We start from the raw sequence: 14396 nt of genomic DNA on the forward strand, positions 1-14396 counted from the left end.
AACAATTACCCGATTACTTCGCAAATAATGCTTTGAAACAAAGCAAATTCAAGCTGCGTTGAAAGTGATTAAGAGTGAATTTTAGTATTTTACGTCAACAATTGGCATACTTATCATTCAAACCACCTCCGGCTAAAATCATAGGGATAATTTTATCTAACCGACTTTGTTTTGTGGTTTCCTGTTTTGCCGAGGAAATGTAATTGGCATATTCTTTTTGCCTTCCGGGTGTAAGTTTGTTAAAGGCATCCAACAAATTACCATCGGCATCCATTGCAGTTTTTAGCAATTCGGGCATTTCATATTTGGCATGTTCGGCCTTTGAAACTTTAAGTCCTTTTTTCTCAATATCTATGGCTTGCTCAACATATTTTTTTAAAACTTCAATGTTCAGTTGATCTATTTCAAAGTATTTTACAGAACGCATGGCTTTGGTGGTTTCTTGAGCAGTTTCCAATATTTTATGGGTGTCTTTCAAAAAAACGCCGTTAAAAAACCAAATGCCGAAATGATTCTTAAACGCCCCAAGGCTCAACACATTTTTGCCATGAGCCATATACACCGGAGCTCCCCATTTAAGCGTTTCTTCCATATTCAATGAGAGCATTAGTTCTCGCAAAAGAACAAGTGCGTCTGTCCATTGACTGTGTTTGGCTATAAATTCATCAACTTTTGGATTCATACTGTTTTTTGCAAAATATATTAATTCTTTTTTCTGGGATTAAAATGATGATAAACGGCCTCTACAAAGCCTAAAATAATGCCAATGCCTACCAAAATGTAGAAGATGGTAAATATTTTGCCCATGTCGGTTTGTGGAGCCAAGTCGCCAAAACCAACGGTTGTGAGTGTAACCACACTAAAATAAACCGAGTCAACCCAACCCCAACCCTCAACGAAATGATAAAACACCGAACCACTTATTACCACAAAAAGACAAACCAAGATTAATTCTCGGTATTCTTTATCTTTAAAAAAGGAAACAAGGGTTTGAACTACACTCACTTTGTTTAAACGTTATTTCCCCAGTGCCGATATCAAATCATACTTGGTAATGATATGATAGGAACCGGCCAAATCTTTGACCAATACCGCCGGATTGTTGGTATTTATGGATTTTGAAACAGTTTCAATTTCGTCGTAATAGCCCACCACCGGAAAAGGCTGTTGCATTATTTCGCTTACTTTTTTATCGGAAACCGAGTTGTCGTTGAGCAACATTTTAAAAATTTCGTGGTCGTTGAGCGAGCCAACAAAAGCTCCCGATTCATTAACCACCGGCATTTGCGAAATGCCGAATTTCTGCATTTTGTCGAAAGCCGATTTTGCCAAATCAGAGTCAGTTGCTGTCACCAATGGCAAGTGTTTGTGGCTGCTTATCAAATCCAACGCCCGAGCGGGTTTCGACTCCAAAAATCCACGACTTTTCATCCATTCATCGTTAAAGGCTTTGCCCATATATCGGGTGGCGTGGTCGTGAAAAAGTACTACCACCACATCGGTTGGTTTCAATTTTTCTTTCAGTTGAATGATTCCGGCCACCGCACTTCCGGCAGAGTTTCCTACCAAAATGCCTTCTTCTCTGGCCAATTTTCGTTGATAGATTAACCCGTCTTTGTCGGTCACTTTTTCAAACAAATCAATCACGTCAAAATCAACATTCAGAGGCAAAATATCTTCGCCAATACCTTCAGTGATGTACGGATAAATCTCTTTTTCATCAAAAATGCCGGTTTCTTTATATTTCTTAAACACCGAGCCGTAGGTGTCTATACCCCACACTTTAATGTTCGGGTTTTTCTCTTTAAGGTATTTGCCCACACCGCTTACCGTTCCTCCGGTGCCAACACCCACCACAAAGTGCGTGATTTTACCTTCGGTTTGTTCCCAAATTTCGGGTCCGGTAGTTTTGTAATGAGCTTTAGCGTTGCTGGGGTTGTCATACTGATTTACATACCAAGCACCCGGAATTTCGCTGCCCAATCGTTTGGAAACGGAATAATAGGAGCGAGGGTCGGTAGGTTCTACATCCGTTGGGCAAACAATTACTTCTGCACCCACAGCTTTAAGAATATCAACTTTTTCTTTGCTTTGTTTGTCTGTAGTGACAAAAATGCACTTGTAACCCTTTATCAATCCTGCAATGGCCAGTCCCATGCCCGTGTTGCCGCTGGTGCCTTCCACAATGGTTCCGCCGGGTTTTAAGCGGCCATCAGCTTCGGCATCTTCAATCATTTGCACCGCCATTCGGTCTTTTACCGAGTTACCCGGATTAGTTGTCTCAATTTTTGCCAAAACCGTAGCCGGAACATCCGCCACAATTTTATTTAACTTTACCAACGGCGTGTTGCCAATGGTTTCCAAAATATTGTTGTAATACATCGGGGCAAAGATAGTTCTTAGTTGATTAGATGCTTGGAAGATTAGTTGATTTGTTGTCTCGATTGCTATCGGGATGCTATCATTTCTTGTTTTTATGTTTTGTATTCGTATCTTCAACCCCATCCTATTTGCCTCCTGTACCCTCATGTTAATTGCCTTGCCCTCCTCTTAATATTTGAAACAAACATAGTAGGAAGTATAGTATGAATTTTGGTTGTCCGTATAAGGATCAAATTTTAACAATATTTTAGAAATAGCGTCTCTTAGGAGAGAATCACTTCTGTTGCAAATATTAATCTCTTCTCCATTATAAAGATATCTTTCTGAGGCACATTCGTAAATGTCGTCATTCAAAGTAAGTTCATTTCTCTTATATAAGCTAAGAAAAATAGGCTCAATTTCCAAGGTATCTACACGTGTATTCAGCTTTATTATGAAGGCAGCCTCTCCAGAATAACCATCCAATTTGGAGTTTTTTGAGCATTTGAAAAAATTTAGGCTATCTGGCGTAAAAACTCCTAAATTATTTATGCTATCATAATAATATTCGTTAATTAAAAACGTCGAATCATTCAGAATTCTAAAATTTCTATTAGTACTCAATCCGTAATCTGGAATTTTCTTAATTACATTGCACCCCATCAGAACGAGTATAATAATAAAAACAACTCTATTCATTTTCATTTCTTTGGGGGGCCAATGCTATCGGATCCTCTAGTGCTATCCTTAGTACCACTTGTACTATCTGTACCACTAACACCATTTGACACATTGCTATTATTTGAATATAGTGGTATAAGATTTTTCAACGCGACATCTGCCTTTTTTTCGTTAATTTCCTTTTTTTCTGCATAGTTCTTTCCTCTACTTGTTTTAGCATATTCTAACAATGTATTGATAGAAAGCTCCTGATTATTTTGTTTAAGTTTTATTAATTTAATTACATCTCCCATCAAAGTCATATCTCCGTCACAATAAGAATAAACTGATGCGTAAAAATTCTTTTTATATTCTCCAATTTGTAGTAGTATGGATAGTTCAAAAATATCGCTTGCAAATTCCATATTTACATCGTTACCCTTTTCTCCCTTTTCAGCTTGATATGCATTCAATAATTCATTAGACAATCCTCCCACCTTAATTGCACTCTTTTCGTCTTCCGTTGCCTTAATTGATGCTAAAGAATTCATTTTATCTCCACGTCTCTGGCTAAGGGGCGTTGATGACCGAAAGTGAAACCCCTGCCGGTACAAGCCTCCTCAATGGGTGTAAACGTTCAGCTGATATCCCAATTATAACTCCTTTATATTTTTACTTTATCAGAGTCACTCAATAGGGTAACTCTGAGGACAAATTTAAACAAACTCTGCAAACTTAGTCGGGCAGGTTGTTTGTATGTAATGCCTATCTTTATATAGTCCCGATAGCTATCGGGATGCCATAATTTTTTGTTTTTATGTTTCGTTTTTTTATCTTTTACCCCCATGTTAATTGTCACGTTGTTAGAGACGTAGAAATCAGAGCCTTTGCTAATCTGGTACGAAGCTACTTTATAACACCGCTGCCACCTTTGTTCTGTCTTGCCAAGTAATGTACGTTTGAGTAATAGACGGTGTTAAATAATTCTTGTGTACCGACTTTGATATTAAGATTCAAAATCTTCTGTCTTATTGAATTACGTATGAAAGAATCTGTTTCATTAAAAAGATTTGATAGCATTTCTTTGTGAATTCCCTGATAACTATTTCTTAAGTCTTGATCGAAAACCTTTTTATTTTTTTTATAAAGTTCCAAACGTATAATTTGAATGCTAACGCTATCCTCAGTCGGTAAATAGTAAACATCATACATTGCTTTCGCACTAGTTATTTTAAAAAAGAAACTGTGCTGTCTATATAGTTTCAATTCATCTGGCAAAATTTGAGGTATTTGTAGGTCATCTGCGTTCCTTTGAATTGAGTTTAGTAAAAAACTAGTGTCAATCAATGTTGGATAAATATCATACACAGGATTAATCCAATAGGTATGATATTTTGAACAATTTTGGCCAACACGACAACCTATTAATAGGTACGCAAAAATTAGAAAAACACAATTTTTATTCATCACTCGTATCTGAGGGTTTCACTTTTTTCTTCAGGGGTGTCAAATCTTTTAGGTCAATATTTTTTTTCTTGGCATTTATTGGTGTATCATCTTTTGAATAATTTTTTCCTCTTGCAGTTTTATGGGCATACCTATTAAGAGCTTTTGCATAAAGTTTTTGATCGAATGTTGATTGTTCTAAAATTTGAACAATTTGCTTCTTTAATTTCGAGTCACTTCCTGAATAATTTTCGAGCAACTTGTTATAGTGGCTCGAAAATTCATCAATTTGGGACAAGACCGCCAATTCAAACAAATCGCTTGCAAATTTCATATTTACATCGTTACCCTTTTCTCCCTTTCAGCTTGATATGCATTCATTAATTCATTAGACAATTCTCTCACCTTAATTGCACTCTTTTCGTCTTCCGTTGCCTTAATTGATGCTAAAGAATTCATTTTATCTCCACGTCTCTGGCTAAGGGGCGTTGATGACCGAAAGTGAAACCCCTGCCGGTACAAGCCTCCTCAATGGGTGTTAACGTTCAGCTGATATCCCAATTATAACTCCTTTATATTTTTACTTTATCAGAGTCACTCAATAGGGTAACTCTGAGGACAAATTTAAACAAACTCTGCAAACTTAGTCGGGCAGGTTGTTTGTATGTAATGCCTATCTTTATATAGTCCCGATTGCTATCGGGATGCTATCATTTCTCGTTTCTCTGTTTTGTATTCCAATCTTCTACCACCATCCTATATGCCCTTCAACATTCCGAGCATCTTAACCTATTTTTAGTCGTTCTAAGGAACTTGTGTGCTACCGTTCTTATGTGTTGCTGCCGCCGTGTCCAAAAGCACACCGTGAAACTCAAAGTAGGCGAAACTTGTGTCTGCTAGTGGTTTTATATTATTTTTTGCAATATGCTCGTTTAACTTAGATTCCGTAAGGTCAAAGAGAATGGGATAAATAATATTATAAATTGTGTCATTTTCCCAACAGTTTGGAGTGAAATAAAGTGCCTTTTTATCCATAACTTTGTACGGCGTATGTAGAAAATATAATGTTGTGCTATAGCCAATTTCAAAATTTGTAAGAACGAAATCCAAGCTCTTTAATTCGTTTTTGAAGACCACAATGCGACCAAGAAAAGTGAAGTGAGTTTTCTCTGGAAAACTTAAACATGACAAATTGCATTCAACTGGTCTGTGTATTTTTTTTACCCCATTTGAGTATAACTTTGGATAAACCGAATCACTTTTATGAGCCCGGTAAAACCCAGTTATGGCATAGGTGGTATCGTTAAAGTACTGAAAATAATTGTATGATGCACACCCACGATCAAAAGACGGATACGAATCTTTTGAATAAAAGCACCCAAAAGTTAATCCAATTGAAAGAAGAAAAGTAACTTTTCTAAGTTTTTTCATAAATCATTTTGTAGTAGGCTCCACCAAAAATAGTACGATTTAAAAGTAGAAAAAGCATAACTTTAGAACGTAAAAAAATGAAACGTTGCAAATTTATTTGCCTTTTTATATGAGCAGTTTTCGTGGTATGTTGCATTGAAGAGCACTTTCCAAATTTACTCATTTTTTTGTTTTGTTCGCCGCGGCATATCATCTTGCACTCCTGTGTTAATTGCCCAACTTACAATTTCTCTTTAATTTTCTTATCTTCCTTCTAATTTTGGAGTTGCCATAATATATCTTGCCATGATATAAAATAAAACCGGTCTTATCAAAATAATAACTTTCATATTGTTTTTGTTCATTTTTGAACGAAACCTTCGTTCGAATTTCCAAACAGGGGTAATCAATCGAATCATTTTGTATGGGTGTATTTTCATTAGTATGCTTTGTTAGTAATTTAATCAATGTTCGTGCTTTGTGACCAAAGCAAGTGTCAAAACAGTACAATGGGAGACTATATTCAAATGCCACGGTATCCGTACACCCTACTATAAAAACATTATCCGGTGTTGTCTTAAATTGTATATCTGTTGCTTGTCCATTTGTTTCTAAGTAGAATAATATAAATGATACAATGAAAAATGTAGATTTTAAAATACTCATTACCAATTGCTCCAATTGTTTTCTGTTTTAGATGTATCCAATTTTATTGTTTGACCTGCTGAAATTTCGCTTATGTCTGATGATAATTTTTCGGTAGAACTTGTTGGATTTACTGCGGTATAATTTCTACCCACATACGAAACTCGCTCACCATATCCATAAAATTTTAAAAAAGCATTGTCCTGAAATGTAACAGCTGCCTCCTCTTCGCCGTCTGGGAATTGTCCTGCAAGACCTCTATTCTTTAAGTAATCTTTATTTTTGGCATTATCGTTTTTTTTAAACCTTCTTTTCCAAAATGCAAAACGAAAAGCATGTGAAAATTCATGATTTAAGCCCGCTGCCGGGGGGGCTGTTAAGTAATTTCTAAATTTACCACCTGGAGCATCTCGAAGCATATGAATTGTGCCAACGTTAGGATTGTACTTAATCATAGAGACATTTTCGTCTCCTGGTATGAACTTGGCATCATCATTAGACTTCATGTTTAAATCCGTAATTACAACTGATTTTTTATTGGATTTAAGAAATCTTTCAACCACACCTTTTGGTGAAGGATTTTTTCGAGTTTGCTTGTATTGAGTTTCATCAACATTTAAAATCATTTCTATGGATTGAACCACTTTCTTGACATAGTCATTTTCTGGTATTTCAATACCTGGTTTATACTCCCATAATTTTCTGATTGGTTTGCCATTGTTATCATACTCTCCAGTTTCATAATAGATATAAATTTTTTTACCATCTACATCCTTAAACATCAAAGGTGAATTAACCGAAAAGTTGTAACAAGAAACAAAAGGATACATTTGCCACAACGGATCCACACTCAACCACCTCCCCAATCGCGAATCATAAATTCTTGCACCAAAGTCTAAGCTATTACCCTCGCCTTTTACATCATCATCCCGCTCCATTCCGTTAAAGCCGTATCGATATCCCCCAACAGCAGCGGTGTAGCTACGTTCTTCCATTGTCATCCCATCCCGATAGCTATCGGGAGGATAGTAATCAAAACCACTAAAAACAACTGGGCTTGAGCTATATTTTGGTCGATATGTATAGGCTGTTTGCACAAGCCAAAGTTAAGTTTTTTTTGGTTTTAACGAACATTCTATTCTGTGAATACCCTCTGCGGCAAGCAGGAGGTGCGTTCCCAAACCCTTTGTTTATATAGTCCGGACAGCTATCGGGAAGTTGATTAGAATTCTCGTCGTTATGGAGAGCGTGAGAAACATCTAAAAATTTATTTGAAATTCTTTCTTACGAATTAGAGAAGTAAAAAACAGAGATGCGGCGGCAAGCCTCTGCATGACGTTATGAAACCGTTGTGCAGAGTGTAAACAGCCTATCCGGAGTTGTAAAGATTATAGTGTCTGTTATACACCTTTCAATTATTTCCAATTAAATACATAGAAAAAGCTAAGGTTTACGGATGGGGTGATGTTATATGAATAAGAAAACCGTTTTCGTTTCCATTCATAAGGGTTATCAAGTTCGTTAACCCAGGGCATCGCCTAAAACCAAATGGTCAAATCCTCTGAATCAAAAAAATCCAAAACGCAAGAAACGACAAATAAAATTCTGGGAAAGTAACTAAAAAGATACAAAGACCACGCACGGGGAAAAGTCAGCTTTTTGCCCTGCCGTTTTTCCAAACTAGCCACAAAAGCAATACAAACATTGCGTTGCCAAACAACGAAAATTGCAGCCAGTCAAAATTGGATTTAACATCAGTTTGTATTTCATCCGGTAAAACTGGATTAGGTTTGAGGAACGCATTTGAAGAATCAAATGTATGGATAAAGCCCGAGCCTAATATCTGTAAAACTTCATTGGATTGGGATAGTTTGCCTGTCGGCATGCAAATATTGGTGTACAACAAACGGGCGTCTAAGTCGTAAGGCGTGGTGGAACTACCAAATACAAGGTAACTGGAATCTTTAATAAATCGATAACTGGTGCTACTACCGTCATTACACAACGCAACGATTGATGCGTATTGATCAATGCCATTCCAGGATTCAATCACCTGAAAAACATCATAAGCCAAAATGCCATCTCTTTGAATCCAAAGCAAACTGTCGCGGTATTGCATCAAATACTTACCCTTAAAAACAAAGTGGCCATTCAATAGATAGTTATTCACTTGTTCATTAAGTGGTCTATGATCTCCGGCACAGCATGCATTGGCAACGCCAAACATCAAACACGAAACTAGAAACACAAAAATGCGAAGCATAAAAGCCTAACGGTTAAAACCATTTTCTATTTCAAACAAATCTCCTTTATCAAATCTCATAGTCTCATGCCTATAAACACTACCTTCGCCCCATGAAAATTTCCGGTTTCACATTCGTTAAAAATGCCATCAAGTTGGATTATCCTGTTCGGGAAGCCATTTTGAGTGTGTTGCCATTGGTGGATGAAATGGTAGTGGCCGTTGGAAAATCAGACGATGACACCCGAAATTTGATTGAATCTATCGACCCAAAAATAAAAATTGTTGACACCATTTGGGACGACAGTCTGCGGGAAGGTGGCAAAGTGCTTGCCGTAGAAACTGACAAGGCCAAAGCTGCCGTAAATCCGAAAAGTGATTGGTTGATATATATCCAAGCCGATGAGTGCATTCATGAAAAGTATTATGCTGAAATCCGCTGGAAAATGGAGCAATTTAAGGATGACAATAGGGTAGAAGGGTTGTTGTTCGACTACATTCACTTTTATGGAAGCTACGATTTTGTGGGCGACAGCCGAACATGGTATCGAAAAGAAATTAGAATTATCAAAAATAAACCGGAAATAAAAAGTTGGAAGGACGCTCAAGGTTTCAGAAAGGAAGGAGAGAAGCTAAAGGTAAAAAAGATTGAAGCAGCCATCTATCATTATGGTTGGGTGCGGCATCCAAAATTTATGATGGCAAAGGCTGTAGAGGCTAATAAACTTTGGCATACGGACGATTGGGTAAATGAACGGTATGACCCCGAAAAAGACTTTGATTACAGCCAAATAGATTCACTTAAACGTTTTAAAGACACCCACCCAAAGGTAATGCAAAATAGAATTGACCAAATGAATTGGCAGTTTACACACGACCCAAAGTTCAAGCGGTTTGGATTAAAAACGTGGTTTTTATATTGGTTTGAGCAACTTTTTGGTGTTCGATTGGGAGAATACAAAAACTATATAGAAGTTTAAAAGTTTATAGAAAAGCATGAAAACAACTTTTAGACTGGAAGGAATGACTTGCGAAAGCTGCGAGTGGAAAGTTCAATATTTGTTAGGTGAAATGGCTGGCGTTACCACTGTTTCTGCCTCAAAAGACAAAAACGAAGTGGAAATAAATTGGGATAAAACGCATACCATTCCGGAAATGCAAGAGGTGTTGGGTGGCAAACAAAGCAAGTACACTATATCTGAAATTAAAAATACTATGGCCGTTGAAACGACCAAAAGTTGGTGGCAAACCTACAAACCCATTTTAGTGGTTTTTGGGTATATATCAACCATCACACTGGTCATCCAAACTCAAAATGCGGGGTTTGATTTGATGCAGTGGATGCGGCATTTTATGGCGGCATTCTTTCTTGTTTTTTCTTTTTTCAAAATGCTCAATCTAAGAGCATTTGCCCAAAGTTATGCCATGTATGACGTGGTGGCAAAGCAATTTTCCGTGTGGGGATACATCTATGCGTTCGTTGAGTTTTTATTGGGCATCGCCTATTTGATAAATTTCAATCCCTTTTTTACCAATTTAGCCACTTTAATTGTGATGACCGTGAGCATTGTTGGTGTTTTGCAATCGGTTTTAAACAAAAAGCAAATTCAATGTGCCTGTTTAGGAACCGTTTTTAATTTGCCCATGAGCAGCATAACCATTATCGAAGATGGGTTGATGATAGCCATGAGTGCAGCGATGCTCGTGTTGGTTTAATTCGCCGTGGCGAATAAGGTTTAGGGATAAAAGGTTAAAGGTTAAAGGTTTAGAGGGGTAAGTAAATCGAATTACCTTGGATTTAGAAGTTTTAAACTTAGAATCTCCGAACCTATTTCCTCAAAACATTTATTCCAAATTCACTACTTTCGAACTTCATCAAAGTTTAAAAAATATGTGGTGGATGTATGCATTACTGTCCGCATTGTTTGCGGCTCTGACGGCCATTTTTGCTAAAATCGGAATTAAAAATGTGGATACTGATTTGGCCACGGCCATACGCACGGTGGTGGTTTTGTTGTTGGCTTGGGCTATCGCTTTTGCTCGTGGCGGGGCAAATTTCATCGGCAATTTATCCAAACAAAACTGGCTGTTTTTAATTCTTTCTGGCTTGGCCACTGGGTTTTCGTGGATTTTTTATTTCAAAGCCTTGCAATTAGGCAAAGTCTCGCAAGTGGCGGTGGTGGACAAACTAAGTGTGGCGTTGGCTATTGTTTTTGCCATAATATTTTTGGGAGAAGACATAACATGGAAAACCGCCATTGGTGCTGCCTTCATTATTTTTGGAACAGTTGTAATTATTATATAACAAAAAAGGCCGTCTTTTAAAAACGGCCTTTTCTGTTATCATTTAAAATTTCCTATTTCTTTTTGCAACACGATCCGGCACATTTGTGTTCGGTGGTGCCTTGGCCAGAACCCTCGCTGCTGTTGTGGTTGCATCCGCTGTGACCTTGTGTTTTTTCGGCGGGTTTAGCCTCAGATGAGCCAGAAGAAGCGGCTGCCGATGTTTTACATGCTTCCGTGCAAGTGTGTCCTTTTTCGCCGTGTACAACAACACATTTCCCTGCTTTTTTGCAGGCATCTGTACAAACATGCTTTTTTTGTTCCATTTTAGGCGAAGCCTGAGTTTTTCCGGTAGTTGTTGTTTGTGCTTGAGATGCCAATGCAAACCCAAAAACGCTTACTAAAATTAATACGAGTTGTTTCATTTTGTTTTTTATAATTTTTAAGTTGAAAACTGTTTCTAAAATATTGGTCGAAGAAAAAACAATATCCTGAATAATGGAAGATGATTTTTTTCGAAAGTGTAATATTCAGCACATATTTTGCGGCAAAAAAAAATTACCACCCCACCCAACCTGAGGTAAAATTGTAACGTAGAGTATAGTAAAAGGCGAAAGATTTGGTAGTAGAAAAAACATGGAGTAACGAATTGACATCAACGACGGTTGATCGCTCAGTTACACTCAATGATTTGATTATCAAATGCTTGGATAATGACCGATTGGCTCAAAGCGAGCTTTATAGAATGTATCACGGCAAGCTGCTGGCACTGTGCCTTCGATATTTCTCTAACCGCGATGATGCCGTTTCGGCACTAAATCTCGGCTTTTTAAAGATCTTTAGAAACTTAAGCAAATTCAAGAAATCGGAAGATTTCGGAGCATGGTCATACCGAATAGTACAAAATACTGCCATCGACCAGTTTAGAAGTCAAACCAGATACGACAATAACGTGGTGGTTGACGAAAAACCGGAAGATACCGGGTTGAACCCGGATGTAGTAAGCAAGTTGTACGCCGAAGATTTGATTGTGCTTTTGCAAAAACTTCCGCCCACCACCCGAATGGTTTTCAACCTTTTTGCGATAGAAGCATGGACGCATGCAGAAATTGCCGAAAGGCTCGAAATATCGGAAGGTACAAGTAAATGGCATGTAAACAATGCCCGAAAAATGTTAAAACAATGGATTGAGAAACAATGAAAGCACCGAAAAACATATTGCCCGATGAACTGCTAAAAAACGGTTTGCAAGGCTATGAAGCCGGCTTTGAAAATGCCGATTGGCAAAATATGCTCAATCTGCTGGAAGAAGATGGAATAAGCCCAATTTTAGTACCAATAGAAGAGAAAAAAAGTACAGTTTTTAACTTTAAAAATATTTTGATTATGACACTTTTAGCAACTATATCAGCCGCTGTTTTATGGATGTCGAATTTTAACAATAATACAGCTATAAACCAAACAGAAAACCAAAATGCAACACCTTTAACAAATTTTGTTTCCCCAGACCTATCAAGCGAAAAGATACCTGAAGAGAAGAGCAATATACCTAAGCAAACAATGGACTATCCTTCAAAAAATAGTGTTTCTACACAGGTTTTAGACGATGCCCCTTCACAGCAAGAATCGGATGAATCTACCGAGAAAGTGGTCGAAGCCGAAGAAACTTCTTCCAACACCGCTGATAATTCGGAAAAAGAAAATGAAATATTCAACGACCCAATTGTACCGATAGAAGGTGAATTACCCCCAGTTGACCAAGTTCAAAACCCGGATTCCACCAAATTTTGGAAGACGGTGACCACAAGATATTGGGTGGACACCACATATCGATGGATTTATGAAAAGCCGAAATACGACATTGAGCAAGGTTGGATAGGTTTACATTACACCAATCAAACAATGCAGGACACAATGGCTTGGAATTCTATTGGCCGTCGCTCCGCTACACACGGCTTTAATCTCCAATTTATGTCGGGTAATTTGTTACCTGGAGAGTTTTTGGCTATCTACGGTGGTTTGGACTGGGGAATGCAGTTCTATGGAAGAAACGATAAAGATGAGGTAGAAATCAACTCAGCCAACAAGGATAAAGGGTTTTCGCAACTCAGAACACATGGAAATGACTTGTATGCCACAGCACATATCGAATGGGCTCAGTTTCGTTTGGTGCCTTATCTAAACGGCTCCATTGGTACTCGCATTTTGACCACTGGGCAAACGGTAAGCCAGTTGCTATCAAGCACCGAATACGAGAGCAGCACAGATCATCACATTTTTACTTCGGCTGCATTTTCAACCAAATTTGGGGCCGGACTAAAAGTGAAACTAACCCCACGGTTATATCTTGATGGACGATATGAATTTGTTACAACAGAACCTTTAAAAGTAGTTGACTACAACAATACGGCATTTAATGGCCTTGATTATTCATTAGGATTTAAAAACCTAAAAATGGATGCTTCTCAATTCAGAATTGGCATTGTGGTGGACTTGAGTGAGGATAAAGCAAAGAAAATAGTCAATGTTCCGGGACATTACGAAGAAACAACTCAAATGTTCTACATAGATTCTTCGGACTCGTCAAAAGTGTTTTCGCCATGTCCATGCGGCCCATGTGATAAAAGAAAGAGTACTTCTAACAATTCAAGTGGTTCTAATTGGGAATTCAACGGTGGGAATAACCAAAATAATGATATATTTGTCCCAAGACGAGGAGGAAGCTCAGGAGGCGGAAGCGGTAAGTCCGGTTTCCCGGGCTATGGTAAACCTCCCGTTAAAAACTAATTCTACTGTTTTAGTTATTTTGGTAGGCGATTCGCTGTAGGCGAATCGCCTTTTTTGTACTGTAATTTTTTAAGTTTACCTTTGTGGTGAAAATAAATGAAAAAGTTCATTTCAATATTCTCAATTATCATCTTATTTCAAAGCTTTTCAGGCTTTCAAATATGTATAGATTATTGCTGCGAACAGATAAAAAGCATTCATTTTTCTGAAAGCCAAAACCACCAAAGCGACGGTTGTTGTTCCGAAAAGGAATCATCCTGCTGCACAGAGCAAACAGTAGTTAAAGAGCAAATTTTGCTCGATTATACCTTTTCCTGTAGTGTGCAGTTGCCATGCAATTTTTTTCTGAATGAGTTGCCCGATTACTCAATTGTCTTGCCAACAGTTTTTGAAAATATAATAAGCTATAATACCAATATTCCACCACCCGACAATGCCGAAAAGCAGAGCAAACTGCAGGTTTTTCTGTGCTAAAATCTTGTTTCATTCGTTATACTAAACTGACCGATTCAATTTTAATTTTCAATTTTTTTATGAAACAAAATGAGAAATTTAGTGCTAT

General features: G+C 37.6%; 17 protein-coding genes. 6 read left to right on the top strand and 11 right to left on the bottom strand.

Annotation, left to right across the window (positions count from 1 at the left end):
* Positions 1-94: 94 nt before the first annotated feature.
* From H6607_05450 to H6607_05495, 10 genes are all read right to left on the bottom strand, one after another.
* Positions 95-682: a YdeI/OmpD-associated family protein gene (locus H6607_05450; GenBank protein ID MCB9261802.1), complete on the bottom strand. Its 588-nt coding sequence runs from the start codon at positions 680-682 to the stop codon at positions 95-97.
* A gap of 20 nt (positions 683-702) precedes the next feature.
* Complete coding sequence (locus H6607_05455) at positions 703-1005, bottom strand: two pore domain potassium channel family protein (GenBank protein MCB9261803.1); 303 nt, start codon at positions 1003-1005, stop codon at positions 703-705.
* A gap of 12 nt (positions 1006-1017) precedes the next feature.
* On the bottom strand, positions 1018-2382 hold the full coding sequence (locus H6607_05460) for a pyridoxal-phosphate dependent enzyme (GenBank protein MCB9261804.1): 1365 nt from the start codon (positions 2380-2382) through the stop codon (positions 1018-1020).
* 168 nt (positions 2383-2550) lie between these two features.
* The gene (locus H6607_05465) at positions 2551-3066 is read right to left on the bottom strand and encodes a hypothetical protein (protein MCB9261805.1); all 516 of its coding nucleotides are present in this window, start codon (positions 3064-3066) and stop codon (positions 2551-2553) included.
* Entirely contained in the window at positions 3063-3572 is a 510-nt protein-coding gene (locus H6607_05470; GenBank protein MCB9261806.1) for a hypothetical protein, read from the bottom strand. The genes H6607_05465 and H6607_05470 overlap by 4 nt, the downstream gene beginning before the upstream one ends.
* 355 nt (positions 3573-3927) lie before the next feature.
* A complete protein-coding gene (locus tag H6607_05475) occupies positions 3928-4488 on the bottom strand; it encodes a hypothetical protein (protein MCB9261807.1) in 561 nt (186 codons plus the stop codon).
* The gene (locus tag H6607_05480; protein ID MCB9261808.1) at positions 4481-4801 is read right to left on the bottom strand and encodes a hypothetical protein; all 321 of its coding nucleotides are present in this window, start codon (positions 4799-4801) and stop codon (positions 4481-4483) included. Before H6607_05480 ends, H6607_05475 begins: the two co-directional genes overlap by 8 nt.
* A 470-nt stretch (positions 4802-5271) precedes the next feature.
* Positions 5272-5898 carry a hypothetical protein gene (locus H6607_05485; protein ID MCB9261809.1) on the bottom strand — a complete coding sequence of 209 codons (627 nt, stop codon included), beginning with the start codon at positions 5896-5898 and terminating at the stop codon, positions 5272-5274.
* Positions 5899-6542: 644 nt separating this feature from the next.
* Positions 6543-7619 carry a hypothetical protein gene (locus tag H6607_05490; GenBank protein ID MCB9261810.1) on the bottom strand — a complete coding sequence of 359 codons (1077 nt, stop codon included), beginning with the start codon at positions 7617-7619 and terminating at the stop codon, positions 6543-6545.
* Between the two features lie 554 nt (positions 7620-8173).
* A complete protein-coding gene (locus H6607_05495; protein MCB9261811.1) occupies positions 8174-8785 on the bottom strand; it encodes a hypothetical protein in 612 nt (203 codons plus the stop codon).
* A gap of 92 nt (positions 8786-8877) precedes the next feature.
* On the opposite strand from H6607_05495, the gene H6607_05500 reads away from it, so the two are divergent.
* The 3 genes from H6607_05500 (at position 8878) to H6607_05510 (ending at position 11069) form a co-directional block, all read left to right on the top strand.
* Positions 8878-9744 carry a glycosyltransferase family 2 protein gene (locus tag H6607_05500; protein ID MCB9261812.1) on the top strand — a complete coding sequence of 289 codons (867 nt, stop codon included), beginning with the start codon at positions 8878-8880 and terminating at the stop codon, positions 9742-9744.
* A gap of 16 nt (positions 9745-9760) precedes the next feature.
* Positions 9761-10480: a cation transporter gene (locus H6607_05505; GenBank protein ID MCB9261813.1), complete on the top strand. Its 720-nt coding sequence runs from the start codon at positions 9761-9763 to the stop codon at positions 10478-10480.
* A 175-nt stretch (positions 10481-10655) separates the two neighbouring features.
* Positions 10656-11069: an EamA family transporter gene (locus H6607_05510; protein MCB9261814.1), complete on the top strand. Its 414-nt coding sequence runs from the start codon at positions 10656-10658 to the stop codon at positions 11067-11069.
* A gap of 52 nt (positions 11070-11121) precedes the next feature.
* Here H6607_05510 and H6607_05515 read toward each other — a convergent pair whose 3' ends face one another.
* On the bottom strand, positions 11122-11472 hold the full coding sequence (locus tag H6607_05515; protein MCB9261815.1) for a hypothetical protein: 351 nt from the start codon (positions 11470-11472) through the stop codon (positions 11122-11124).
* Positions 11473-11666: 194 nt separating this feature from the next.
* Here H6607_05515 and H6607_05520 point away from each other — a divergent pair, with 194 nt between their 5' ends.
* The 3 genes from H6607_05520 (at position 11667) to H6607_05530 (ending at position 14308) form a co-directional block, all read left to right on the top strand.
* Positions 11667-12248, top strand: coding sequence for an RNA polymerase sigma factor (locus H6607_05520; GenBank protein ID MCB9261816.1), 582 nt, complete (start codon positions 11667-11669; stop codon positions 12246-12248).
* Positions 12245-13834 (top strand): hypothetical protein, encoded by a 1590-nt coding sequence (locus tag H6607_05525; GenBank protein MCB9261817.1) that lies wholly within the window; start codon positions 12245-12247, stop codon positions 13832-13834. Before H6607_05520 ends, H6607_05525 begins: the two co-directional genes overlap by 4 nt.
* Positions 13835-13930: 96 nt before the next feature.
* Positions 13931-14308 (top strand): hypothetical protein, encoded by a 378-nt coding sequence (locus H6607_05530; protein MCB9261818.1) that lies wholly within the window; start codon positions 13931-13933, stop codon positions 14306-14308.
* Positions 14309-14396: the final 88 nt, after the last annotated feature.

This window comes from Flavobacteriales bacterium (assembly GCA_020635395.1).
GTDB lineage: Bacteria > Bacteroidota > Bacteroidia > NS11-12g > UBA9320 > UBA987.